This window comes from Arthrobacter sp. zg-Y1110 (assembly GCF_025244865.1).
GTDB lineage: Bacteria > Actinomycetota > Actinomycetes > Actinomycetales > Micrococcaceae > Arthrobacter_B.
This window is the reverse complement of sequence record NZ_CP104272.1, coordinates 1,003,359-1,028,758: the sequence shown is the minus strand read 5'-3', so window position 1 is coordinate 1,028,758 and position 25,400 is coordinate 1,003,359. Positions and strand designations below refer to the sequence as shown.

At 65.8% G+C, this 25,400-nt stretch carries 14 protein-coding genes; 4 read left to right on the top strand and 10 right to left on the bottom strand.

The window, feature by feature from the left end; translation table 11 throughout:
• Nucleotides 1-45: 45 nt before the first annotated feature.
• The 3 genes from N2K99_RS04775 (at nucleotide 46) to N2K99_RS04765 (ending at nucleotide 5,429) form a co-directional block, all read left to right on the top strand.
• Nucleotides 46-3,114 (top strand): LamG-like jellyroll fold domain-containing protein, encoded by a 3,069-nt coding sequence (locus N2K99_RS04775; protein WP_227934030.1) that lies wholly within the window; start codon nucleotides 46-48, stop codon nucleotides 3,112-3,114.
• Nucleotides 3,115-3,162: 48 nt separating this feature from the next.
• Nucleotides 3,163-3,894, top strand: coding sequence for a hypothetical protein (locus N2K99_RS04770; protein WP_227934029.1), 732 nt, complete (start codon nucleotides 3,163-3,165; stop codon nucleotides 3,892-3,894).
• A gap of 68 nt (nucleotides 3,895-3,962) precedes the next feature.
• Nucleotides 3,963-5,429 (top strand): polysaccharide biosynthesis tyrosine autokinase, encoded by a 1,467-nt coding sequence (locus N2K99_RS04765; protein WP_231711919.1) that lies wholly within the window; start codon nucleotides 3,963-3,965, stop codon nucleotides 5,427-5,429.
• 102 nt (nucleotides 5,430-5,531) lie between these two features.
• Here N2K99_RS04765 and N2K99_RS04760 read toward each other — a convergent pair whose 3' ends face one another.
• From N2K99_RS04760 to N2K99_RS04745, 4 genes are read right to left on the bottom strand one after another with little or no spacing between them, the layout of a single operon-like run.
• A complete protein-coding gene (locus tag N2K99_RS04760) occupies nucleotides 5,532-6,767 on the bottom strand; it encodes a hypothetical protein (RefSeq protein ID WP_227934027.1) in 1,236 nt (411 codons plus the stop codon).
• Nucleotides 6,767-7,567, bottom strand: coding sequence for a CDP-alcohol phosphatidyltransferase family protein (locus N2K99_RS04755; protein ID WP_227934026.1), 801 nt, complete (start codon nucleotides 7,565-7,567; stop codon nucleotides 6,767-6,769). The genes N2K99_RS04760 and N2K99_RS04755 overlap by 1 nt, the downstream gene beginning before the upstream one ends.
• The gene (locus N2K99_RS04750; RefSeq protein WP_227934025.1) at nucleotides 7,564-9,000 is read right to left on the bottom strand and encodes an O-antigen polymerase; all 1,437 of its coding nucleotides are present in this window, start codon (nucleotides 8,998-9,000) and stop codon (nucleotides 7,564-7,566) included. Before N2K99_RS04750 ends, N2K99_RS04755 begins: the two co-directional genes overlap by 4 nt.
• On the bottom strand, nucleotides 8,997-10,292 hold the full coding sequence (locus N2K99_RS04745) for a glycosyltransferase (RefSeq protein WP_227934024.1): 1,296 nt from the start codon (nucleotides 10,290-10,292) through the stop codon (nucleotides 8,997-8,999). The genes N2K99_RS04750 and N2K99_RS04745 overlap by 4 nt, the downstream gene beginning before the upstream one ends.
• 547 nt (nucleotides 10,293-10,839) lie before the next feature.
• On the opposite strand from N2K99_RS04745, the gene N2K99_RS04740 reads away from it, so the two are divergent.
• A complete protein-coding gene (locus N2K99_RS04740; RefSeq protein WP_227934023.1) occupies nucleotides 10,840-11,655 on the top strand; it encodes an SGNH/GDSL hydrolase family protein in 816 nt (271 codons plus the stop codon).
• Between the two features lie 20 nt (nucleotides 11,656-11,675).
• Here N2K99_RS04740 and N2K99_RS04735 read toward each other — a convergent pair whose 3' ends face one another.
• The 6 genes from N2K99_RS04735 to N2K99_RS04710 form a co-directional block, all read right to left on the bottom strand.
• A complete protein-coding gene (locus N2K99_RS04735; protein ID WP_227934022.1) occupies nucleotides 11,676-12,302 on the bottom strand; it encodes an acetyltransferase in 627 nt (208 codons plus the stop codon).
• Nucleotides 12,303-12,452: 150 nt separating this feature from the next.
• Nucleotides 12,453-14,036 carry a sugar transferase gene (locus N2K99_RS04730; protein ID WP_227934021.1) on the bottom strand — a complete coding sequence of 528 codons (1,584 nt, stop codon included), beginning with the start codon at nucleotides 14,034-14,036 and terminating at the stop codon, nucleotides 12,453-12,455.
• Nucleotides 14,037-14,368: 332 nt separating this feature from the next.
• Nucleotides 14,369-17,116 (bottom strand): LuxR family transcriptional regulator, encoded by a 2,748-nt coding sequence (locus N2K99_RS04725; protein WP_227934020.1) that lies wholly within the window; start codon nucleotides 17,114-17,116, stop codon nucleotides 14,369-14,371.
• Nucleotides 17,113-19,860, bottom strand: a complete 2,748-nt coding sequence (locus tag N2K99_RS04720; protein WP_227934019.1) for a LuxR family transcriptional regulator — start codon at nucleotides 19,858-19,860, stop codon at nucleotides 17,113-17,115. The genes N2K99_RS04725 and N2K99_RS04720 overlap by 4 nt, the downstream gene beginning before the upstream one ends.
• A gap of 295 nt (nucleotides 19,861-20,155) precedes the next feature.
• Nucleotides 20,156-22,399 (bottom strand): LuxR C-terminal-related transcriptional regulator, encoded by a 2,244-nt coding sequence (locus N2K99_RS04715; protein WP_227934018.1) that lies wholly within the window; start codon nucleotides 22,397-22,399, stop codon nucleotides 20,156-20,158.
• 287 nt (nucleotides 22,400-22,686) lie between these two features.
• On the bottom strand, nucleotides 22,687-25,383 hold the full coding sequence (locus N2K99_RS04710) for a LuxR family transcriptional regulator (protein ID WP_227934017.1): 2,697 nt from the start codon (nucleotides 25,381-25,383) through the stop codon (nucleotides 22,687-22,689).
• Nucleotides 25,384-25,400 lie beyond the last annotated feature (17 nt).

Sequence of the window (25,400 nt, the reverse complement as noted above, 5' to 3'; positions counted from 1 at the left end):
CAGTCTCGGGCAAATCGTCCCGACCCCATGTAAACGAGGCGTGGCGTGCGTAAATCACTAGCAGCTTTATTGACGGTTGCGGCCCTGGCAGCAACCACGTTGGCAGGGACTGCAACGCCGGCGTCGGCCATCAGTCCCGGCGTCGCTTTTTCTGCCACCGACCTGCCCACCTGGCAGACCAACGGCATCGTCTGGGCACTGGCACAGTCCAACGGCATCGTCTACGCCGGCGGCACCTTCACCGCCATCCGCCCGCCCGGCACCACCGCCGGCGGCACCGGAACACGCAGCGCCGTGAACTTCGCCGCCTTCGACGCCTACACAGGCAACCCGACCAACTGCAACCTCTCGGTCACCGGCGGCAGCGGCACCGTCCGCGCCATGGATGTTTCCCCGGACGGGCGTACCCTCTACATCGGCGGCAGCTTCAGCTCCGTCAACGGCGTCAATGCCTCAAGCATCGCGGCGATCAACCTGCCCGGCTGCACCGTCAAAACCAGCTTCAATCCCGGCGGCGTTTCCGCTACTGTCCGCGCCATCGACGCCACCAGCGACACCGTGTATTTCGGCGGGGACTTCCGCACCGTCCGCAACACCCCCCGCAATCGCCTCGCCGCCGTCACACCGACCGGAGCGCTGCTTCCCTGGGCCCCGTCAGCGGACCTGCCCGTCCGGGCCCTGCACGTCCCGCCCGCCAAGAACGTTGTCATCACCGGCGGAGACTTCACGACCATGAACGGCACCGATTCCAAGGCCCTGGCCGTCGTCGACCCGGTCTCGGGCAGCAGCATCAGGACGTACCCGAACTTCTTCATTCCGAGAACATCAGTGGTGAAAAGCATCACCTCGGATGCCACCAGCTTCTACATCGGCAACGAAGGAACCGGCGGTGGTGTCTTCGACGGACGGGCCCGCCTCGATCTGGGCACGTATGACCAGGTTTGGAGGGACACCTGCCTCGGCGCCACGCAGGCCGTGTCCGTCTACCAGCGCAGCCTCTACTCCGCCCACCATGCGCACGACTGCGGCAGCATGGGTTCGTTCACCGATGGAAGCCGGATCCACCTCAGCGCCCAGGACGTGGACAACCCCTCCCCCATGATGCAGTGGAACCCCCTCACCAATGACGGGCAGGGTGAAGGCATCGGCCCGCGGACCCTTGCACAAACCACCACCGGATCAAACGACGTGCTGTGGGTCGGTGGTGAATTCACCACCACCAACGGCAAGGCACAGCAAAGCCTGACCCGGTTCGGTCCCGGTCCCGGCGCCGCCGGCCCCGGCACACCCCGTTTCGTCAGTGCCGAGTCCCGCGCCGCCGGGCAGAACACCATCCGCTGGCAGACCGCAACGGACGCCGATGACTCGGAGCTTACCTACAGCATTTACCGCAACGGATCCTCCACGCCGTTGAGCACCGTGCCGGCGTCCTCGCTCTGGTGGAACCTGCCGCAGGCCTCCTTCACGGACACCACCGCGGCACCCGGGGTCAGCTACTCCTACCGGGTGCGCGCCAACGACCCCAACGGACACGTGGGAGCACTCTCGGCCCAGGTACAGATCACCACGGCCACCGCCGCTCAGGCATACCCCTCCAGGGTCCGCGCCGACGGCGCCGAAACCTACTGGCGGCTCGGCGACTCCTTTGCCGCCGCGCCGGACTCCGCAGGCGACCGGATGGGACTGCCCTACGGCTCTCCCGTCATGGGCTCAGCCACCGGAGCGCTTTCCGGCGACACCAACAGGGCCACCAGCTTCGACGGTGTTGACGATTACGTCTACGGCCCGCAGCGGGTCACCCCGCCCAAGGTGTTCAGTGCCGAGGCCTGGTTCCGTACCGACACCACCACGGGCGGAAAGATCTTCGGCTTCGGCAGCGGCCAGCCGCGCCGAAACAATACTTCCCCCGGCCTAAGCAACAGCTACGACCGCCACGTCTACATGAACAACGCCGGCAACCTCATCTTCGGGGTCTGGAACGGCAGTGCCCAGACGCTTATCTCTCCCGCGACCTACAACGACGACGCCTGGCACCATGTAGTGGCCACCCAAGGACCCGACGGCATGGTGCTCTATGTCGACGGCGAGCAGGTGGGTGCGAACGACGTGACCACCAACGAATCAGTCGCCGGTTCCTGGCGGGTCGGCGGAGACCAACTGGGCTCGACCTGGCCGCAGATGCCCCGCAGCCGGTATTTCCAGGGCAGCGTTGATGAATTCGCCGTCTACCCCTCGGCCCTGAGCGAGGCCATGGTGCAGGCGCATTACGCAGCCGCGGGCGGAGGCGCTCCGGCCCCGGACAGCACGCCGCCGTCGGCGGTGGCTGGTGCAACTGCCACCCTCTCCGGAACCGCCGTGAACCTGGGCTGGACCGCTGCCACCGACAATGTGGCAGTCACCGGGTACCAGGTCCACCGGTCAGCTGTGGAGGGTTTCACTCCGTCCGCAGGAACCCTGCTGGCCACGGTGCCCGGGACGGCGCTCTCCTACGAGGACAGGGAACTGGCACCAGGAACCTACCATTACCGGATCGTGGCCGTGGACGCGGCGGAGAACAGCGGACCGGCCTCGGCACCGGCCTCCGCAACAGTTCCCGACGCCGAAGTCCCTGCGGAGCCGGTCACGCTGACGTTGACGCCGTCGGCGGACACCTATGTCAATCAGTCAGCGCCGAACTCGACGTTCGGTTCCCCCGTCACCATGGCCTCCCGCGGCAGCCTAGGCTACACCTCGTATGTGCGGTTCCTGCCCGGCGCCGAGGTGCCGGACGGGATGCGCCTGCAATCGGCCACCCTCCGGCTCTACACCACCACCGAGTCCATCGCGGGATCACTGGACCAGCACACGATCCACCCCGTTACCGGCAGCTGGTCGGAGGCGGCAACCAGTTGGAACACCCGGCCGGCATTGGCGTCGACCCTGCTGGGCAGCATTGCGCCTCTCGCTGTCAACAGTCCCTACACCGTCAACCTTGATCCGGAGGCCATCTCCGCGATGCTGGCCGGATCCGTGGACCTGGGCATCACCAGCACCGGTACGGACAATGCGTGGTTCTACACCAGGGAAGCATCATCCACCCGCCGTCCGGTCCTGACCCTCGTCTTCGCCCCCTGACATCCGGCCGGCGGGCACAGGTTCCGCCTAGAAGAGAAAGCACATCGAATGAAAACAGGTCTCGGTAAACCCGTGGCGGCACGTCTGCTCGCCGCCGGGCTGTTGGTTCCGTTGCTGGGGACGGCCACAGCCTGCAGTTCCTCCGACCCCGGACAGGGAACCCCGAAGGCTACGGCCAGCTCCATCCCCTCCGCGCCGTCTTCCCCGTCCGGCGGCGGCAGCGCTGCGGGCGAATCCCCGTCCGGCGCCCCGTCCGCGGCCCCTGGCGGGGAGGAACAGCCCACAGGCGAGCAGTCCCCGCAGCCGGCACCGCAGCCCACGTTCAACGACGCCGAGAAAGTCTTCCTTGAGGGCAAGGTGCCCGAGGGCGTTGATCCTAACGCCGTGCTGCAGGTCGGCCAGGAACGATGCGACGTTCTGTTGAGCGCAAAGGCGTCCGATCCCGAGGCCGTGGTCAGCGAGCTGATTACGAATCCCTCGGCCGAGATGACCGACGCGATCAATGCTCTGTGCGCGGACCTGCTGCCGGAGCTCGAGGCATCCGCACTCGGATTCCCGGACGGGGTCTTCAACGTGGGCGAGCCCGCACCGCACGCAGAAGAACCCTCCATTGCTCCGGGCACCTACCGTGCCTACACAGGCATCGACGGATGCAGCATCTCGATCTATACCGGGTCCGGCGCGCTGATCGGAAACTACGACGGCTCCGCACCGGTCACCATCGGGACAGATGCCGCGCGGGTGGATTCCAGCCAGTGCCACTCATGGTTCCGCTCATGAGGCGCCGGATCCACCAAGCACCGCAACCAACCAGCCATCTTATCCAAGGGAAGGGGTAACCAATGGATATGCGCGAACAGATTCTCGTCCTGCGACGAAATTGGATGCTTATCGTTTCATTCGCTCTCATTGGCCTGATCACGGCCGCCGTGGTGTCTGTCATCATGCCGAAGGCCTACACCGCCAACAGCAGTATCTTTGTCTCGACCCAAAACGTGGAGTCATCGGCCGAACTGCAGCAGGGCAGTGTCTTCGCACTGGCGCGCGTTCAGTCCTATGTGGATTTGGTTCGGAAGCCGCAGGTCCTGGACCCGGTGATTGAAAAGCTCAACCTTGACACCACCGCACCGGAGCTGGCAAAGAACGTCAAAGCCTCAACCTCCCGCAACACCGTGCTCATTGAGATCGAAGCCGTCGATTCCTCTCCTGAGCGCGCCGCGGAGATTGCCAATGGCGTCGTCTCAAGCCTGATTGTGTCCGTGGCAGACCTGGAGCGTCCCACCAACGGGCTGCCCTCGCCGGTCCGGCTGTCCTCAGTGGACACCGCGCAGGCACCTGTCAGCCCATCCAGCCCCAAGACTTCCCTGAATCTGCTGCTCGGCCTGCTTTACGGCCTGGCCACCGGGTTGGTGGTAGCCATCCTGCGGAACGTCCTGGACCGGCATGTCCGAACGGAAGCCGATCTGCGCAGGTCCACCTCACTGGCGCTGCTGGGCGGTATCACTGAATCGGCGACCCCCGGGGTCTCCTCCGCACCGTTCGTGCTCGGCGGCTCGGGCAGCGATGCGTTCCGCCAGCTGCGGACCAACTTGGAGTTCGCCGCCGTCGGGCATGAGATGCAGTCCGTAGTCGTCACGTCGTCCCAGGCCGGAGAAGGCAAGAGCACAGTGGCGTTGAACCTGGCGCTGAGCATCGCGCAGAGCGGCCGCAGCGTCCTGCTGGTCGACGCCGACCTGCGCCTCCCTTCGGTGGCCGCTGCCACCGGCCTGGAGCAAACCGTGGGACTGACCACGGTGTTGATCGGGCGTACCAACCTCTCCGATGCGGCGCAGCACTGGGGCAACGGCGGCTTGTCCGTCCTGACCTCGGGTCCGTTGCCGCCAAACCCCACGGAGTTGCTGGGTTCGTCCACCATGCAGAAGCTGATCGGGGAGATGGAGGAGGCATACGACGTCGTGATCTTTGATGCCCCGCCGGTGTTGCCGGTGGCCGACGCCACTATTCTGACCCGGTACACGGACAGCCTGCTGCTGGTGGTCGGTGCCACAAAGGTCAGCCAGCACAATCTGTCCAAGGCAGTTGAACAGCTGAACCTGGTGAAAGCCAACGTCATCGGGGTCGTCCTGAACCGCATACCGCGGAAGGGCCCGGATGCGAACTCGGCGTACCTCGCCGGTTACGGAGCGGTTCCTGCGTCACCGTTGGACGGAGAGCAGAGCGGCCAGCCGTCGTCGCCGATCGCCGAAGCTGAAGCTGCTATCGTGCACGGCGGTGAGGGCCGCAGCGCCCGCCGGAAGCACCCTGTAAAGAGCTGACTCCCGTCCCCCGCGGTCCCGACGGACCGCACTGTGTAATGCGGCAGGCAGAGGCCCGGCACCTGGTCACCCTGATCAGGTGCCGGGCTTTTTGCCGGGCGTCTACCTGCTGGAGACCTGCTGCGCCGTCGCTGCCTCAGCTCTGCTGCGGCGCCTGACGACCAGGCTGAGCAAGCCGCAGACCGAGGCCAGAGCGACGGCGCCCGCAAAGCCCCACGCTGTGGCCGCCACTGATTCCGTCAGGGCGAAACAGAGCGGCAGTACGAGGGTTAAGCCGGCAAGGACTGCACGCATAAGCGTGGAAAGCCGGTTGGCCTCGGAGGCCCGGAAATAGGCCAGCATGATCGTGTAAGGGACCATGGCCAAATAGTGAACTGCATACGGCCAGCGCAGCTCCGTGGCGTTGGACCAGGTATCACCCAATACAAATTCCCCGGCAGCATCAGGCAGAAGCAGCACGGCAGCACCCCAGGCCACAGCGAGTACGCACACCACCGCGGAGGCTTCCAGCATCCGCCGCCGGAACGCTGCCGTCCCCCGCGAGCGCACCAGCTCTGGAATGATCGCCGTCTTCACTGCACCGAAAACGGTGTTCAGCGGCGAAAACAGCAGCTGCGCCGCACGCAGGGCCCCAACACCGGCGGCACCCAATGGAAAGACCAGCAGATACAGCACCGCGAAGCTTGAGGCGTTTAGGGCAGCGAACTCTGCCAGGTAACGGAATGCGCAGTCCCGGTTCAGCCACAGCCAGCGTGCTCCGGCGATCACGGCCGGAACACTGCGGGCAAGTATCAGGCCAACGACCAACGCTGCGACCGCACCCGCGATCCACCATAAGAGCACCGGAACCAGGGACCAGCCAGCGTTCGCCGCCAGCAGCATGGCAGGAATGGACAGGCCCGCCCAGAGTCCGTCTATGGCCAGCGCCCGTGCGGGCAGTCCCTGACAGATGAAGAGGTACCGCAGGCTGTCCTGCAGCAGGATAAACGGTGCTGCCAGCGCCATGATCATCCACAGGAGTGCGTCCTGCCCTTCTGCCAGGCCAGCACCTCCCAGCAGGAACAGTGCCGCGGGTACGGCCACGAGCACCGAGCCGCCGAGGCTGGCGGCGATAACCTGTGCGTTGAGGGCACCGGTGCGCGAGTAGCGCACCAGCAAAGTTTCGCCCACGAATGCGCGCTGCGCTCCGAGGAACAGCAGCAACCCGGCGTACGCGAGCGAAAACTGGCCGAACTCGCCGGTGCCCGCCACGTTCGCCGCTACGGCGACGGCTACAAAATTGGACACACTCGAGACGCCCTGGTCGGCGAAGGTGGCGAAGCGTCGCAGTGCTCCCATTAGCGCAGCCGGAGGAGCTTGGACCGCCAATGCCGCACAAACGCCGCACCGAGCACAACATGCGCGGCTGCCAGGATGAGGTAGACGGTGAGGAAGACCGAAGGCTCGGGCACCGCCAGGAAAGCCAGGCACGTAATGCCATAATCCGCCGGGAGCATCACCACCGAACGGATAAACAGGCGCCGGTCAGCATCCGGCTTCGCGTCGGCGGCTGGTCCGGAACCCCCATCCGATCCGGCGCCAGGACCGGGATCCGTCCGGGCGTTCCTCGCCAGCTGGTCGAAAAGCATTCCCCCGAAGAAAATCACTGAGCTGGCCAGCAGGAAAACACCGCAGCCGAGAGCCAGCAGCACGACGTCGTAGTCCGTTGTCCGCGCCAGAAAGCAGAAAGCGGCAATATGCATTACCGTTATCCGGCCGTTGTCCAGCAGGTGGTCCAGCCACTCACCATAGGCCGAGCTGCTGCCCTGTAACCGGGCCAGCTGCCCATCCGCGGAATCAAGTACATACCCGGCCGCGAGCAGCAGGCCCGCCAGTGCGGCCGCCGGCTCGGGCTGCGCCCACAGCGCCAGCCAGACCAATGACCCGTAGGTGAGGACCGCTCCGGCCCAGGTCACGTGGTTGGGGGCAACCCGGGTGCTCCGAAGGGCCGCTGCGACCGCGCGGCCGGCCGGCCGGTTCACGTAGAGCAGATACAACGGAACGCCCTTGCGGGTTTTCTGTGCCTGTCTCAGCTGGTCAAAGGACGCACGGAACCCCGGGCGGTCCGGTGCCTGGGGCAGTGGCAGGGGCCCGCTCATCGTGTGCTCCTTTCGCGGCCGTTGGCCACCGTGGTCAGGATGAGGATGGAAATCGCCAGGATCATCAGCCGGCCCATGGACTGAAGCAGCGATCCGCGCATCAGGATGAAGAGGTAGCCCGCAAAGATCGAGATCCCCAGATACCCGACGGACCCCATGCCCAGTACGTCCGCTCGGTACGCCGTGTCCAGGCGGCGGGCCAAGACGCCGAGGCCGACGAAGGCCAGCACCACGCCGAGCAGTCCGAAATTGATCCAGGCCTCCGCCCAGAGCGGCGCCGACAGGTTGAGATTCGAGTTGTTCATCCAGATGCCCACCTCAACACCGGTGTCGTACGGCTTATCCGGCCAGCCCACCCGCGGCACCCAGAAAAGCAGCGGCCCAAGCGCCTGCATACCCCAGGAGAGTCCGTGGTCAGCGGTATAGCCGAGGGTGTTGGCCAGCATGGTGAACTGGTCATAATCCTTCGTGGCAATCATCGTCCACACCGAATCGACCTGCAGCGGCGCCTGCGTACCGGCGGCCCGGCGGGTGATGTCCGACAGCGGGAAAACGAAGATCGAGGCAAGTGTTCCGCCCAGGATGGCAAGGTTGAACAGCGCCTTGCGTCCCCGGATCAGCGGGAGGACCAGGCCGAACAACACAGCCAGGACCCAGTAGCGTGAGTTGGAAATCGGGTTGTTTACGACGACGTTCATCAGCACCAGCGCCACCATGAGGATGACGTCAAGGATCGCCAGCGCATGTTCCCGGGTACGCACCACGTGAATGTAGAAGATAAGCGCGCAGAGGTTGGCCACCGACCCTGCGCCCGAGATGATCGCCCGCAAGGCCTGGCCGCTGTCCGGGTTGATCGCATCAAGTGCCGCACCGGCCTCCTGCCGGCTGAGGAAAAAGACGGCCACACCGCCCACTTGGACGATATAAAACAATCCCGCTGCCAGCGCAGCAATGGAAAATATGCGCAGGACCCTGATGCCGCGCAGCCTGTGCACACGCATCCTGGTCATATCTGCCGGCGGCCGGCGCAGCCGTGAGTGGTAGGCGATGTCGAAACAGACGCACCCCAGAAGGGTGAGCAAGCTGGCCCCCGTCAGCATCTGGTCATCCACTTGGATCGCGAGGGCTGTGGACCGCCCGGTGGTCAACTGCGCGAGCGGTGCCACCCCCATACAGGTGTAGACGAAGATCCAGAACACACCGGAGACGGGGCGGATCGCCCGCTGGCTAAGCACGAGGGCAAGTTTCACGGCGGCGTAAAGCACGACGGCGTAGCGGATCAGGAAATCCGTGTCGGTGTAAAAAACGTTGCTGGCGCCGCGGACCAGCAGAGGGAGCACCACGCCAAAGGCGAGGAACGCCACCATGGCGGCGGCGGACCGAGCGCTCGAGCGCTTCTCTATCTCGGTACCGGCGGGCAAGAGGGTTGTCACGGCTGCCTTCCCTCCGACGCGGCTACGCCGCGATAGGTTGTGAGCAGGTCTTCGGCCAGTGCGCGGGTGGACCAGTTATCCCGGTGAACCCTCCGGGCGTTGCCACCTATCCGCACGCGGGCAGCGGGGTTTCGTGCCAGCTCAAGCATCGCGTCCCGAACGGTGGAAACATCCGGCTCCACCACCACGGCGGCGTCCTGCCGGGCCATTAGGGGAGCCAGTCCGCACTGCACAGTGAGGATCAGGGGTGTGCCCAGCGCAGCCGCTTCAAGCACCGTCATGGGGTATGGCTCGGATAGGGCAGGCAGGACGTAGGCCGTGCACGCCGCCATCCGCGCCTGGACGCCGGCCGCCGGCAGCTCTCCGACGAACTCGAAACGGTCCGCGTGCCGGGATGCAGCAATCAAGGCGCGCACCTTCGCTGCTTCGCCCTGATCAGGTCCGACGACGACGAACCGGGCGTCCAGTCCCGCGTCCAGGGCCTGTATGGCAGCCTGCACGAAAACCCCGGGCTGTTTGCGCGGTGCAAGCCGGGCCGCGAACAGGAACACGGCCGTGTCCGGGTCCGACCATCTTTGCCGAGGCTCCGCCGACGCATTCACGACACGGTGGAAACGGGCAGGATCCACTCCCAGCTCAGTCAACCCCCGTTCCTCGTCCTCGGTGAGGGTCAGCCAGAGAGTCGGGATCCGCAGGATGCGGCGGGTGATCAGCAGGTCGAACGCCCGCAGCAGGGGGCGCCGGGAAGGCTGGAGCATCCCGTGCGCCTGGGCCACAACCGGTACCTTGGCCCGGACCAGCAGGAACGCCGAAGCGCAGGTCACGAAGTCCCGGCAGAGGTGCACGTGCGCGACATCGGCCCCTGCTGCGGCCCTGCGTACGTAGCGCGGCAGTGCCAGACTGACCGGGGCCCGCAGCCCGGCTCCCGGTGCGGGCCGACGCATCCGGAAGAGGCGGGGTACCACCGCCGGCCGGCCCCGGTCCGCCGGGATGGACGGAGCCTGCGGCGCCGCGGCGCCGGCGTGCGTAGCCGGCGGAACGCCTAACCAGCCACCAACCAGGTCGACTTTTACTCCCAGTCCGGCCAGAGCATCACTTTGCATCTGGGCCACTACCCATACGCCGCCGGCTGCCGCACCCGCGAGCCCGCCGATCTGCAGGACGGCCGGGACCGGACCCGAACGGTCCCGTCGCCGGTGCTCTTGAATAGCCGGGCTCGCGGCAGGTCCGTCGGCGGTCTTGGGCACGGAGGTAAGCAGTCCACCGGCGGCACCCTGACCCCTCGCCTTCACTTGCCGCTCCCCTGGTCTGCGGGAGAGGTGGACCCCGCGTTTCGCTGCTGCCCGGCCCGGCAGTCTCCGTCCACCTCGGGAATTCCGCGAATATCGGTAAAACCGAATGAGAGGAATGCATTCTGCACCGCCCGGTGGCCAGATTTCAGCCCCCGTCCGGCAAAACGGCAATAAGCAGGTGAATCAAGGGCAGCACGCCGCATAAAACTCTCCGGAGCATATTCCCCGACTACCCGCCCGCCCCAAATCCCGACGTTTTGATACCGGCCTCGCTTTTCCCGCTGAACTCCGTTATTAACGGAGAAGCGACCGAAAGATGCACGGTATGGCGCGGCAGTCGCAGCGGTTCGACCCATTCGCGCGGCGCCCTGAAGGAATGTTTGACCGGACGTCCCGTGTGCTCCGTGGAACATTACAGAGGCATTTCTTGCATAGCTTGTATCGCTCAAAAGATAAACAGGTATTTTACTCACGTACTCCCCCTGGATTAAGTATTTATGGACCGAGTTAGTATCAATTTCCGGGACTATTCGATTACGATTCAGGAATGCCTACTCGACATGGACGCCACATATCCAAGCGCCGTTCCCGGAGGAGACGGCAGGGCCGGAAGTTCGTCTGGTTCCTGGTCCTTGCCGTGACTGCCGGACTGGTTTCGGCGTACGCACTTTCCCAGGCCCCGGGGACCACCAGCCGGACTCTTTCCCCGCGTCCGTCCTCGACGTCCACGCCCGGAAGCCCCGGCACTGGCGAGGTTTTCGCAGATTCCGTGGTGAAAATCGATGTCCTGGGCGATTCCTACACGGCGGGTTCCGTGGAAGGCGGCCGCGGCGCGGCAAACTGGACCCGGCTGGTCGGCACCCGGTTCACGGACCGCGGCGATACCGTCGAACTGAACGTCATGGCGCAGCCAGGGTCCGGCTACATAGCCCGCGGCAACGAGGGTCTGGCCTTCCGGGAGATCGCCACTCTCCGGCTGAGGGAGGATACGGATGTCGTCCTGGTTTTCGGCAGCAGGAATGACGGCCTCCAGACGGACGATGCCATGTACGCGGCTGCCAAGTCGCTGTACTCGGATGTCCGGGACCGTGCGCCGGGGGCCCGCATCGTCGCCGTCGGACCCGTCTGGCCCCAGGACACCGCTCCGGATTTCATCCAGGCCAACAACGAGGCCATGGCTCGGGCCGCCAGCGAGGAAGACGTCCGTTACGTTGATGCCCTGGCGGCCGGCTGGTTTGCCGGCGACAACACCGGATTGATCAGTGAAGACGGTGTCCATCCCACGGACGTTGGCCATGACTACCTGGCGGGGAAGATCTTTCCGCTGCTGGAGGACGCACTGCGCGAAGTCCGCGCCGCGTAGCGGGTACCCGGCTGCGGTCCTCACGACGATTTCCGATCCACGTTGCTGCTCTCCGACGCGGGGAGGAACCGTTCCCCCAGCTCGGTCGGTCCGACGGCGCTGCCAAAGACCTGTCCCGGCGCGACCGCCCCCTTGACCACGGTCATTGGCTGGATGACTGCGGACTTACCGATTCGGGCTCCCCCCAGCACCATGCAGCGTGACGTGACCCAGGCGCCGTCGTCAATCCGGATGGGGCTGGTCACCAGCCCCATGTCGGTACGGACCCGGTGGCTGCCCGTGGTCAGGAAACTTTCCTGCGATATGACGACGTCGGCTCCGATCCAGATGTTGTCCTGGTTGTGGAACCACACGCCTTCACCGATCCAGGACCGGGGGCCGATGTGGAGTTTCCACGGTGACTTGACGCGGGTGCGCGGACGGAAGATCACACCGTCGGCAATCTCTGCCCCGAAGGCCCGCAGCACAGCGACCCGCAGACGGGAACTGATCTGCCACGGGTTGGTGACAAAGACCAGTTCACACGCGGACCACAGAGCCACCGCATACAGTGGCTTTCCCCAGGATTCCTTGGATCCGGGCGCCTTGGACAAATCGATGACGGCGCCGTCGTCCTCCCCCTCCGGACGGGGTTTATGCCGCAGCATCGTGCGGCCTCCGGCGTATCCCCCGGGATTGCCGAGGCCGGTCCCCCCGGGAGGAGACGACCAGCCGTGATCCGCCGGGTCCGGTAACGAAACATTCCATGGTTTCCGCTTTCTGCTTAGGGAGACCAGCCGAAGCCGGCGGGGAACGCTCTAGTAGGCGCCCACTGGCCGGCGGAGCATCTGCACCGTCCGCCAGAGAATGATGAGGTCGCCGGCAAGCGACCAGTTTTCGACGTAGTACAGATCCAGCCGGACGCCGTCTTTCCAGTTCAGTTCCGACCGCCCGTTGATCTGCCACATACCGGTGAGGCCGGGCTTGATGTAGAGGCGGCGGTGCACCCGGTTGCCGTACCGGGCCACTTCGCGGGGCAGCGGGGGCCGCGGGCCGACCAGGGACATGTGTCCCATGAATACGTTCCAGAACTGGGGCAGCTCATCGAGGGAGTACTTGCGCATCCATCGACCCACCTCGGTGACCCTCGGGTCGTGCTGCATTTTAAAGAGCACGCCGTCTCCGTCATTACGGTCCAGCAGTCCGGCAAGATCGTCTTCGGCGGTTTCCACCATTGACCGGAATTTGTACATGAGGAACTTCCGGCCGCCCCGCCCTACGCGTTCCTGGCGGAAGATGACGGGACCGGGACTGTCCTTCTTGATCAGCACGGCCAGGATGAGGAAGATCGGCAACAGCACCAACAGGGCCAGCCCGGAGAGGGTTATGTCCAGGGTCCGTTTCATGGCATGCCGGGCACCGGCGTACTGCGGGAGCTCGACGTGCATCAGGGGCAGTCCCTCCACCGGGCGGGCGTGAATCCGCGGGCCGGCCACATTGGTCAGTCCTGTGGTGAGGATCAGTTCCGTGGCTGATTCCTCCAGCTGCCAGCCAAGCTCCTGTACATACCTGCTGCCGCCCTTGGTGGGACCCGCGACAATGACGGCGTCGGCACCCACGCGCCGCACGGCGTCGACCACCGAGTGCTCATCCGACACCACGGGAACACGCGTGCCGTCCACTTCCAGCCAGGTCCGCGGCTTTCCAGTCAGCGCCACCCCCACCACCTGGTAGGCGGCCCGTGACTTCTTCCCGATCTGGTGGGTCACGTAGCGTACGTCCCTCGGCCTGCCCAGAACCAGCACTTTCGAGAGGTAGCGACCGCGTTGCCGCTGGCCGGCCAGCCATTGCCGCAGGAACCACCGGCTACAGACCAACCCGGCAGTGCCGGCGAAGAGCACGAAGCCGAAATAGCCCCGCGCAAGGTCGAACTGGAAAGCTACCGAGGCAAGGGCGAGCCCGCCCAGAAGGGCCACGGTGGCATTCACCAGCCGCTTGTATTCGTCGGTGCCCATTCCGGTTATTCGTTTATCCCGGGTCCGGTAGACAGACAGGGCCAGCAGCCAGGCGCAGCCCGTGACCGCCGCTACCACCAGGTAGCTGGTCTCGAACACGCCGACCGGCAATACGGCGGGCTCCAGCCCGAACCGCACGAGATAGCCGCCAAAGACAGCAGCGAACACAATCAGTGCGTCACAGACCGAAAGGATTCGGGCGTAACGGCGGTTCCAAAGTACTGCTGCGCTCCTGGTACGCCCGGTCCTGCTGAACGGCTTGGCCGTGGTGAAACTGGGAAAGACGAAAGGCTGCGCCGGCAGCACGGATCCAGCTGCATCGCGGACCTGCGCCATGACGGAGCCGTCGGAAAGCGCCCCTTGAGGACCTGTGGCGGAAAAAAGCACCAGATCGGGCGCCTTGCGTTCCGATACCGTTCGTTCGGCTGCCCTGTGTTTTGCCTCGGCATGCACAGCGTTCGGCGCCTTACGACGGAGCTCTTTCGGCAACAGACGAGTGCCCATTTTCCCCCCATAACGAGACCGTCGTCCCTTTTCCGTTCCAACGTCTACTCAGCTGACATCAACTTAGGAGCGGCAATGCATGGCGGACACGCGTAACGGATACTCAACTGAGCGGGCGGAACTCGCCCTGGAAAGCGGCGGTACCTGCCTTATACGCGGTACCTGTACGTGTACGTATTCCGGCACGCTCCGAGAGCGGCTTTCCGGACGGTCGATTACAGCAGAGGCGCAGTTCGGTGGCCCGGTTCCAGGGCGCGGTAGGCAGATTCCAGATCCGCCCGCCGGCTGATCCCCAGCTTGACGTAAATCCGGTACACATGCCCCTCCACGGTCCGCTGGGACAGCGTGAAGTGGCCGGCAATGTCCTTGGTAGTTGCCCCGGACAGCAGCAGTGCCACAATCTCGTGTTCCCGTCGGGTGAGCCGGACCAGGTGCAGAGACGGACTCAGGTAGGAGACGGTTACTCCCGCCAGTTCCTCCCGTCGCCGCCGCAGCTGCTGGATAAGGGCGCGCTGCCGGCGCAGGTTTCCGTGGTTTCCGTAGAAGCGGATCGCATGGCCGATGCTCTCCACGGCCACCAGGTACTTTTGTGCTCCGATCGCGTCCTCGGCGGCGGCAACCATGCGGTCCGGATTGCCGGAGGCGACCGCCGCGGCATAGGCGTGCAGGGCCTGGGCCTCTGCACCCTCGAAATCCGCCGTCAGCTCGGCCAGCCGTCCAACCTGGGTCAGGTCCCCCACGGCAAGGCACAGTTCCAGGATGTCCTTTTCGCTGCTGCGCAGCCCGGCCGCCCGGGCCTCGGCCGCCAGCACCGCCAGCCTGCCGGAAGTGGGGCCCTCGGTGGACTGGGAGGCCTCAGCAGCCGCCGCATAAGCCTGGGCGGTAAGCCACAAATGCCGGGGACCCGGGTAGCCCGCGGCGGACACCTGAGTGTCCAGCCCGGCAGCAGGAGTTCCATCTCCGACCACCGTCGAGGCGTAGCAGGCCAAGCCGAGGGCGTAGGGAAGCATCAGCTCGGGGTCCTTGTCGCGCAGCGCTTCCACGGCAGGGCGCAGCCTCTGCAGTCCTTCGTGCAATCTCCCCCGGTGGATTTCGAGGGCGGCCTCAAACACGCCCAATGTTCCTCCCAGCACGGTCAGCAGAGGCTGGGGTCCGGTGTGCATCTTGGCGATCAGCTGTTCCAGCTGGGCAAACCGGCCGCCGTGGAGCAGGGCGAGGGCATGGCGCACAAAAACGAACCCGGAATAGCAGCGGAACCGGCCGGCACTGCCTGCGAGGAGGTTCGCGGCGGCCTGCGCCTGTTTCAGTGCCGGTCCCACCTCGCCGCACGCCCCCAGCACTTCCGCATAGAGCCCGTGGATGATCAAGGCCCGCTCGACGTCGTCGGCGGACTGCGGTTCTTCCCCGTCGCCGGCGAGGGCGGCCAGCCGGGTGCGGGCTTCGGCGTAGTCCCCGTTGAGCACCAGTGCCGCGGCCGCGAGCACTCCAGCCCCGGCGGACACTCCGGGCGGCGTTCCGGCGGACGCCATCTCCCTTGCGGCCATGACGGTGGCCACCTCGGTCCATCGCTGCGCCAGGGCATTCAATTCCTCGGCGTCCGCGTTGCTCTGGCGGAGCATCAGCGCACTTGTGAAGGCAGCTCGCTGCAGGCTCCGCTGATCCCAGGTATCGCCCGCACCCGTCTTGAGTGCTTCCAAATGGGTCCGGGCACGTCCGTAGCTGCCCTGTTTGGCAGACGAAATGGCAAGCTCCACTTCTGCGGCCTTCCGGAACGCAGGCAGGTGGACGGCGGCAGCGAAACGCTGGCCGCGTGCTGCGTCCCACATTCCGTTTGCTGCACGCGCCGCCGCCAGCAACTCCTCGGCGGAAAGCCGTTCGCCGCAGTCGAGTGCCCACTCCGTGTACCTCAGCAGGGTGTCCAGGCGGGCCGGTTGCACCGTATCCAGCAGCGATCCGGGCTCGTAGCGGCCCAGGACCCGGGCACGGATTTCGGCGCTGCGGGCGGCCGGAACGAGGCTGCGGATGATCTGCTCGTGCAGCGGCTGCACCAGATGCACGGATTCATCCCGGTCCGGCAGGATTTCGAGGATCCCGTCGATCAAGAGCGAGCGGACGGCCTCGTCGTCGGACACCGCCGACACAACGGACCGCGGCAACCGTTCGGCGAGCGCCACCGTCTCCAGGACATTGCGTTCTGCGGGGCTGCGCGAAGCCAGCATGCCCTTGACCAGATCCACCAGCGAGGTGTCGAGGCTGTCGGGCTCTTTCCCCAGATACCAGGCACCGTTCACTTCCAGAAGCCGCTGCTGCCGCTGGGCCCGGGTCAACAATTCCTTCACGTAAAGCGGGTTGCCGCCGGACATCCGGCTCAACAGCGTGCTCGAGGCCTGGAGCACGGGGCCTCCGAGGACGCTGACGCAGAACTCGTGAACGGCGTGCCGGGACAGCGGCCCCAGGTCTATCCGGGCCAGCAGACCGTCCCGGGCCAGTGAGAGCAGCTCATGGATCCGCGGTGCCCGGGCGCGGGAAATGACCATCAGACGTAGTTCTCCGGACATGGCCAGCTGGGTCAGCAGGTGCGCGCTGGCCTCGTCTATGTGCTGGGCGTTATCCACCACCAGCAGGGTCTGCATGCCGCTGGTTTCCGTCAGCCGCTGGAAATGCGCCCGCACCGTCCGCAGGACCGCGAGCGGGGACTCCATTTCTGCAGCCGTGGCGGAACCCAGATACGTGGACAGGATGCCGTACTGCATCCGGGACAACACCGGGGACCCGCAGACATAATACGGAACCATGATGGAGCTGAGGCGCTCAGCCGCCAGTTCGGCGAGGGAGGACTTGCCGATCCCCTCGGCTCCCAGCAGGACGACGCCGCGCAGCCCCGGGTCCAGGAGCCTGTTCGTCACCTCTGCAAGTTCACGTTCGCGGCCGAACAATCGGCGGCCCTGTCCCCAGTGCGTCATTTCTTCGCCCCTGATTGCTCGGCAATAGTTCGGGCCAGTTCCCGCCGGCTTCCCACATGGAGTTTGGAGTACACCTGATAGAGATGTCCTTCGACCGTCCGGACCGAGATGCCCAGTTCCTCTGCGATCTTTTTGTTGCTGGTGCCCGCCACGGCCTTCCGGGCAATGGAGCGTTCCCTGGCGGTGAGTGCTCCAAGGAATTCGTCCGCGGCTTCGGTCGGAGAATCGGGAGCTGCCACCCGGCGGCTGCGGTGGATAAACCGGACGGTGGCGCGGTCCCCGGCTCCGGAGGCAATGCTCAAGGCATGTTCCGAGATTTCCCGGGCCAGCAGCACATGCCCGACCCCGGCGGCCACCTCAGACGCCCGCAGCAGCACCTGGGCGTCCCCGTTGCCCAGCCCCTTGGCATAAAGCTCGCACAATGAGGCGAAGTCCCCTTCCTGGTTGGCCGCCACCGAGAGGACGTCATCCAGGCTTTCCTCATCGCCCAGCCGCATGGCGGTGAACCGGGCCAACAGTTCATAGGCGTAGGCCCCCCGCCGGTGGTCCTGGGCCGCGAGCGAGGAAAAACGAGAACTGCCGGTCTCCGATCCAAGCGCTGCTTCGGTCAGGGCCGCGAAGTGCCGGGCACCGCGGCGAACCGTCCAAGGGCCGCCGTCCGCCGCCGAGCGCTGCACCTGGAGGTACCGGCGCGCTTCCTCGCTGCGCCCCTCCAAAGCGTGGCAGTACGCTGCCGCGGCAGCGGCGAGCGGAAGGAACGCCGCGGGTCCGCTAACCGTCAGCTGGCTGACCCCGGGGGTCAGTGCGGCGAGCGCCGGTTCCGGCTTGCCGGCGAAGGCATGCAGCAATCCTTCAGCCAATTCCGCGTACGTGCCCTCCATGCCCTCGGCGGCAGACCGCTCAAGCAACCGCTCGCAGGCGGGCAACGCCCCGGTGAGCGCATAGGTATGCAGCAGCCTGCTGACCACGCGGGCACGGTTACCGGCAGTAAGCTCCGCTCCTTGGAGCAGCCGCTCCACCTTCCCCGCCTGCTCGACGGCGTCATCCTGGCGGTTGGTCATGCTCCACGCCTCGGCCTGCCAGGCGGCACGCAGTATCCGGAAGCCCGCATCGGGGATGTCCAGATCAGCCAGGTAGCTGGCGTTGGCCACGAACCGGCCATGAGCGGAATGGCATTCGGCACGGGCCAAAGCAAGTTCCCTGACCAGATCGGCAGTATCTCCCCCATTCCCGTCACGGAGGTCAGCGATCTCCCGTTCCGCCTGCTCAAAGAGATCCGTATGCCGCATTCGGGCCGGCTCCGCGGGAGCTTCCGCGGAGCGGGGATCGCGCAGTCCGGTGGCTTCAATGCACATCACCTTGCCCTCAGCGAGCAGCAGTCGGATCCGGTCCTGGCCGGACGGAACCGAATCGCTGCCGCGGAAGCGCGCAAGCACCCCCATTGCTGCCCCGTATTCGCCCTGGGCTGTGCGTGCACGTGCAAGTTCGACGACGGCCCCGGCGCTTTCCTCACCGTGTATGACCTCCGAAAGCAACCGGACAGCTGTCTCCGGCTGCCCCGAGGCGGTGGCAAGACGGGCGGCCCGAAGCACCAGCTCCAGGGCCGGCTCTTCGCCGATGGCACTCAGCCAGCGGGCCAGGACGAGCGGATCCAGGACGAGGCCGGTGTTCAGCGCCGGTGCAAGTTCCTCGAAGAGCTGCCGCTGCCGCGCCGGTGTCAGGCTGGCCCGCACGGACCGTGCCACTACGGGATTGGAGATCAGCACGTCAACAACGGGACGGGCATCGAGTGTCACGATTCCCTTTTCCTGCAGCGCGTCCAGATCCGCGTTGTCCAACCGTGCAAGGACCACGGGCAACGGGAGCGACTGCGCCATTGACAGCAACTGGAGAAGTTTGGTCTGGGCGGGCGGCAGGTCGGCGAGGTTGCCCATGACAGCTGCAGCCACCCGCCCTCCGCGGATTTCTTCACCCGGGGCAAGGATCCAGCTTCCGTTATGCAGTTTCAGCCGTCCCGCATCCTGGAAGTCTGTTCGGGCCAGTGCCAGCAGATGCGGGTTCCCTCCGGCGTGGTCGTGGACTGCGGCTGCTGCTGCCCGCGAGACCGTACCGCCCAGCAGGGAACCGAGGTAAGCAGCGGTTTCGGGTACGCTCAACGGCTCAAGATCCACCCGCTCCAGGATGCCGTCCCGCCAAAGGCCGGCAAATTCCGCCGGAGCCGAACTGAAATCGCGGAACGCCACGAGCATGCCGGCACTGCGGTTAAGCACCATCTGGGTAAGCACCATGGCGGAAAACTCGTCCAGCTCCTCTGCGTTGTCCACGGACAGGAGCACCGGCCGGCCCCCGGAACGTTCCGACACCAGCTGCGTGAGCCCGCGCAGGATCATCACCGGATGGCTGGAAAGCTCCGGATCCAGGTCCGAGAGCAGGAACGTCAGTGCGCCAAACGGTGTCCGCCCCGCAAATACCGAGCCGCGGACCTGCACGATGTACGTGTCTTCCTGCAGGTTGCGGAGCACGTGCTGCATTACGGCGGTCTTGCCGATACCGGCCTCTCCCACAAGCAGGCATCCGGTTCCCTGCGCGCCTCCGGACAGGTTCTGCAGTATTTCTTCCAGTACCTGTTCCCTGCCGACGACGGCGGGCTGGGCCTGCTGTCGGGCGTCCGTGCCCGCTGCCGCGTCCGGCGTATCTGCGGCGGTAAGACGGGGAAAGGCCGGCTGATCATCATGAGGCTGCACTTTGAGACCCGTTTTCTGTCGGTTAACGTTCTTCGGTTCACGTACAAGCGGTTCTGGAACACGTTCGGCAGGGAGCTGTCGCATCCAGGCACCGTTGGTGTGCGGATTCCGCGTAGGACTCGGCCCTGCTGCCGTGCACCAGAGTAGAAAGGGTGCGTGTGCGCTACACGAGTAGCACTCCCTAGTGATGCCACTTGGGTTACTTGGAAATATAGTGCCGGGGCAGCTCGTGCCTACGTGGTTTTTCCGTACAAACCACCCGTAACGCTGCCAACACTGGGCAAGGGGCGACTCATCAGTTACGGGGGCGCTCCGCCTCGAGGCACTCCCTCAGTTCTGCCCGCCCCGAAACACGTAGTTTCTGAAAGATGCGGCCAAGGTGCCAGTCCACTGTTCTTGGCGAGAGGTGCAGGCCACCGGCCAGCTGTGAACTGCTCTTCCCTGCTGCTGCCCCGAGTGCCAGCTCCCGTTCAAAGTCGGACAGTTCCGGTAACCGGTCGGCCACCGAGTTGGCCGCCCGCAGCAAACGGTAACTGGCGTTCTCAAGTCGACGCGCTGCACGGAGCCGCACACGGTCAGACTGCGTGCGTGCCAGGCGGACTGCCTCGCCGGCTGCCCCGTGTGCCATCAGATACTGGCCCAGGCCGTGCGCCCTCTCCGCTGCCCTGAGCAGGCTGGCGGGACGGAGCGCCGTGAGCCCCTCGGCCAAATCCAGGTACATCTGCGCGGATTCCCCGCTGCAGCCGGCCGCTGCCTCGCGCAGTTCCTCGGCTGCCCCGGGCCTGCCGTGCAGTGCCGCAGCGGCCAACACCGGCATGGCCTCAGGAAAGCCCTCGGGTCCTCCGTCGGCAGCGACCGTAGTGAACTCCCCGTCGCCTCCGGGGATCGTCACTCCGTGAACGGCGCACAACCCGGAAAAGCTTCGGGTGAGCGCGGTTTGCCAGTCGAAGGTCCGTGCGCCGGCGGAAGGAGCATTGGCACCGCCCGTACGGTGCCCGGTGCCTGCGCCGGCCGCCGAAAGGTAGCCGCGGGCCGCCTCGCCGTCGTCAAGCAGGACGCATGCATAAGCCGCGGCCGTTTCCGCGAGGGGAACCAGGTCCTCTGTTCCTTCTTCTTCCTCGAACTGCACGATCGCCCGCTGCAGGAAATCCAAGGCGCGGTCGGCGCGGCCGCCCAGGACCTGCACGATGCCCTCACACAGGTCGTTGCCTCCTCGAAGCTCCATTCCCTCGACTGCCTCGCCTGTTTTGGCCAGGACATCGGCAGCATGCCGCAGCTCGCCGCAGCGCAGGAACACGCAGAACAGCTCCGACAGGAGGTCCCGCCGCCAGCGACCGGTTATTCCACACCTGTCCGCCAGCTCCAGCCCTGCCTGCGCGGCTGCGCTGGCTTCCGTCCACCGGCCGGAGCGGGACAATTTCCCTGCTTCCTGCGCTGCTACCCATGCAGCGGCCATTTCCGCAGCATGTGAGGGTTCCCGGTTGTCTTCGGCTGCCTGCTGCCCCTGGGCCGACGCGAGCCGGGACCGGATCTCTGCAGCGCGGCCCGGCGGGACCAGTGCCGCCGCAGCCTCGGCGAGCAGCGGATCCTTGAACCGAAGGATACCGGCCGATCCGGAGGAGACCAGGAGATCCTGTTCCAGCCGTTCCACCGCTCGCGGGTCGGCAACCTGCAGGAGCAAAAGAATAGGCACGGCACCGCTGACCGCGAGCACGTCTGCAGCGAACCGTTCCGCCGTGGACAGCCCGCCGGTCTCCGCCTCCACCCGCTCGGCCAAGGCACCGGAATATGACACCGATCCTGTCCATACCCATATTCCACGGCGGCGAACCACTGTCCCGGCGTCCATCTGTTCCCGTAGGAACACGGCAGAAAGCAGCGGGTTGCCCCGGCTCCGCGACTGCACCTGGGCCACCAGCCGGCTGGAAACCGTTCCCCCGGCCAGTCCTTCGAGCAACACCCGGGTTCCGCCGGGACGCAACGGCCCCAGGGCTTCCCTGTGCACTGACTCTTCGGACCACCATCGGACGAACTCGCTGGTGCAGGCGGAGAGATCCCGGACAGTTGCCAGCATCAGGGCACTGCCTGTCCTGCACAGTTGGAGAAGGACAGCGACGGTTGCCGCATCCATGTCCTCAACGTTTTCGATTGCAAGAACAAGACGCCGTCCGGCGGCCTTGCCCTGAAAGACCCGCCGGAGGAATTGGAGCACGTAAACCGGATCGGACAGTGACTCAGGCGGCAGCTCGCTGAGCAGCCAGAACAATCCGGCGAAGGGTTTTTCTGCCCATGAGGCCGCCCCGCGCAGCTGCAGCACCGAATAGCGGTCGCCGAGGCCGGCCAGGATGCCGGCCATCGCGGTGGACTTGCCTGTTCCTGCTGCCCCCGTCAGCACCACGCTCTGGTCTTCGGACAATGCTTCAAGGGCTCCTGCAACCGCGTTTTCCACCTGCGCCAGCAGGGGTTCGCGAAGTTGGTTTCCCGTTTCCCTTCCAGGGTCCCGGCTGCTTGGAGTCAGGGTGCGTCCGGCAACTTCCATCGAACGTCTCCTTCACCGGCGTCGTGCAGGCTTGGCGTCACGCGCATAGTGCGGGGTGCGGGCGCATGAATGCGCCCGGGAAGGAGCCGACGGCGGCTGGGGGGACGCCCCGGTCTCAGAGGGCATCGACGCCGCCGGCTCCGTATGTGGGACCCGAGGTACCGGTGCGGCAGAACCGGATGGAAACCCGCTGCCGTAACCAGGTTGAACCTTGAGTAACATGCACAAGGCTACGAACCCCGGAATGGCGGCGCCCGAGTAAAACCTACTGGTGTTCCTTGCGGAAATTACTCGGCCGGAGTGGTCCGGTTCCAGCCTCCGGAAGGGCGGTCAAGCAGGGGAAACCGTTCCCTCAGTTCTTCCCGGCGGCTGATCCCCAGTTTTTCGTACGTCCGGTAGATATGCCCTTCGACCGTACGGACGGAAAGGTTCAGCGAGCTGGCTATTTCGGCGTTGCGCTGGCCGGCGGCGACCAGGGCTGCAACGTCGCGCTCCCGCCGGGTCAGCTCCGGAAGCATGCCGCGGTTCCCGCCGCCGTGCCGTCCGGTCAGCCGGTGGATCCGGTTCAACAAGGCGCGGTCGTTGTTCCTGCGGGCCAGCCGCTGGGCTTCGAGCAGGCATTGCCGGGCCAGCTGCAGGTCAAGCTCCGGCTCCGGGTCCGAGGCCAGTGCCACCAACGCCGCACTGTCCTGGTCGACGACGGCCCGGGTCACCCGGTTCAGCACCAGAGCCTGCGGTCCCTCGAATCCCTCCGTCACCTTCAGCAGCCGGCCTGCCTCGGAAAAGTCCCCGAGCCGCATGGACAGGTGGCGCAGGGTGAACTCCACCGCTGTGAAGGAACGCTCCTGCGCCGCAGCCGCCGTGTCGCGCAGCTTTTGCAGGTAAGTGCCGTCGGAGTCCAGTGCGAACCGTCCCCCGGCGAGAATGCCCTCGGCCAGAAGCCGGTATTGCTCCGGTCCCCGCGGCGGAGTCCTTCCCGCGGCGGCCAGCAGCCGTCCGGCGGCTTCCCGTTGCCCAAGGCTCGCAGCGGCAAAGGAAGCCATTGCCAGGGACAGCGGAAGGATTCCTTCGGGATCGTTGCCGGTCGATGCTTGAACTGCAGCGGAAAAATCCTTCACGGCCTCGTGCAGGGCATTGGAACGCAGGTGGCTCAGGCCCATCGCAAAATCGGCGACACCGCCGGAATGCAGCAGCGTGCGCTGAACGGGTGAATCCGCGGAGGCAACGGATCGCTGCAGTTGTTCCCATTCCCCAAGCCAGAGCAGCGCGGTGAGATGCCGGTGCAGGATAAACGGGCCAAGGAGCTTTGAACCGGCAGTGGCTTCCGGTAACAGTTCCATGGCAGCGGTGCTGTGAACGAGCGCGGTTTGGGCGCGCCCCGTTGCCACTTGGACCTCGGCCGTCATCGCTTCGGCAAACAGAATTGCCTCGGTGTCTGCGCTTTCATGTGCTTTGCGGAGCACCTCCGCCAGTTCCAGTTCCGTTTGGGCGTATTCGCCCGCCCAAACCCGGGACAGCAGGCGGAGCATCTGTGCCCCGCAGCGGGCCGCCTCAACCGCTTCCGCCGGCTGGCTCCCGGACAAGCGGTCTATTGCCCGGTTCCACTGGCTGGCCAGGGGAACCTCCCAGCCGGTCCCGGATGTGGACTGCTGCGCCAGCTGGACGTGCACCATCATCGACTGCTTCACGGTGCGAAGGTCCGCTGCCTGTTCGAGTGTCCCTTCCAACGTCGCCGTCGCCTGGCCCGCTTCGCCGAGCAGCAGCAGTGCACGCGCTTCCTGTACGCGTGCCGGTATGCGCAGCGCCCCTCTTCCGGCAGCAGCGGCAGCCCTCAGCGCCAGCCGGGGATCGGATCGGTTGTTTGCCGTTTCTGCGGCATACAGCAACTCCTGCTCCGGGACCTGCACCCCGAGCGCCAAGGACCATGAGACAAGGTGGAGCTGCCCCTCCTCCCCCATGTCCACGCCTGCCAGCACGGCCTGCAGCTGTTTAAGCAGGCGCGCACTGCGGGCAGCCGGAACCATCCCCCGGACAACTTCTCCATAGATCGGGTGCAGCGGACGCACAACCTGTCCGGCGTCGGACGCCCCCGACACCATCACCAGGAGGAAATTCGCCAGACGGTCCACGGAGGCATGCAGCCCCAGCCGGAAGGCAAGCCGCAGGGGCAGCGGTTCAGCAAGCGAAATGATCTCCAGCGCCGTGCGGTCTTCCGGGCCCAGACCCCTGATCTGGGCCTTGACGAGGTCTCCCACGCGTCCTCCGACGGGCGTCTCGCTGTCCGTCGTTCCCCAGATGCCCTGCCGCTGGACCAGGAAACCGCTGCGCACCGCCTCATCAAGCAACGCGAGCAGGTACATGGGATTTCCACCGGTGAGGCGGGCCAGCTCAACCGCGGCCGTGGTGCTGACCTGGCCTTGGAGCTCCTGCTGGCACAGCTGAAGGACCTCCAGTTCGTCCAGCGGCAGGAGGTGGTGGCGGGTCACCTGACCATCCCACACGTGCGGCAGCACGCCCGAAATGTCCTGGAAGGTCCGGGTCAGGACGAGCAGCCTGATGTGGCGGGCGTCAAGGAGCTGGACGAGTAGATCGAAGCTGGGACCGTCAATGTCGTGCGCGTCGTCAACTACCACCAACGGTGCCGGGCCCGGCAGGACCGCGGGTGCTCCGTCCGCGGGTGCCTGGGGAATGATGCGAGCCATCAGGGCACGCATCACCGCAAGGGCAGACCCAGTCTGCCCTTGCGCGAGGTCAGGCAGGAGGGCAGCCAGTGCACCGTACGGCACGGACTTCAGGGCGGGGCTGGAGTACACCCAGTAAACGGGCATTTCTGCCTGCATCTCCTGGACGGCAGCCGTTGCCAGGGCAGTTTTGCCAAGCCCGGCTTCCGCCGCCACGGCGGCACCGTGGCCGGCGGGGCGGCGCAGGCTCTGGAGCACGGAGGCGAGGACGGTATCCCTGCCCGTCAGCGACCGTGCGTTCAACCCGTGCATCCCATTCC

Coding starts and splice junctions, on each gene's coding strand:
- N2K99_RS04770 (WP_227934029.1), top strand. CDS start 3,163: ATGAAAACAGGTCTCGGTAAACCCGTGGCGGCACGTCTGCTCGCCGCC.
- N2K99_RS04765 (WP_231711919.1), top strand. CDS start 3,963: ATGCGCGAACAGATTCTCGTCCTGCGACGAAATTGGATGCTTATCGTT.
- N2K99_RS04760 (WP_227934027.1), bottom strand. CDS start 6,767: ATGGGAGCACTGCGACGCTTCGCCACCTTCGCCGACCAGGGCGTCTCG.
- N2K99_RS04755 (WP_227934026.1), bottom strand. CDS start 7,567: ATGAGCGGGCCCCTGCCACTGCCCCAGGCACCGGACCGCCCGGGGTTC.
- N2K99_RS04740 (WP_227934023.1), top strand. CDS start 10,840: ATGCCTACTCGACATGGACGCCACATATCCAAGCGCCGTTCCCGGAGG.
- N2K99_RS04735 (WP_227934022.1), bottom strand. CDS start 12,302: ATGCTGCGGCATAAACCCCGTCCGGAGGGGGAGGACGACGGCGCCGTC.
- N2K99_RS04725 (WP_227934020.1), bottom strand. CDS start 17,116: ATGACGCACTGGGGACAGGGCCGCCGATTGTTCGGCCGCGAACGTGAA.
- N2K99_RS04715 (WP_227934018.1), bottom strand. CDS start 22,399: ATGGAAGTTGCCGGACGCACCCTGACTCCAAGCAGCCGGGACCCTGGA.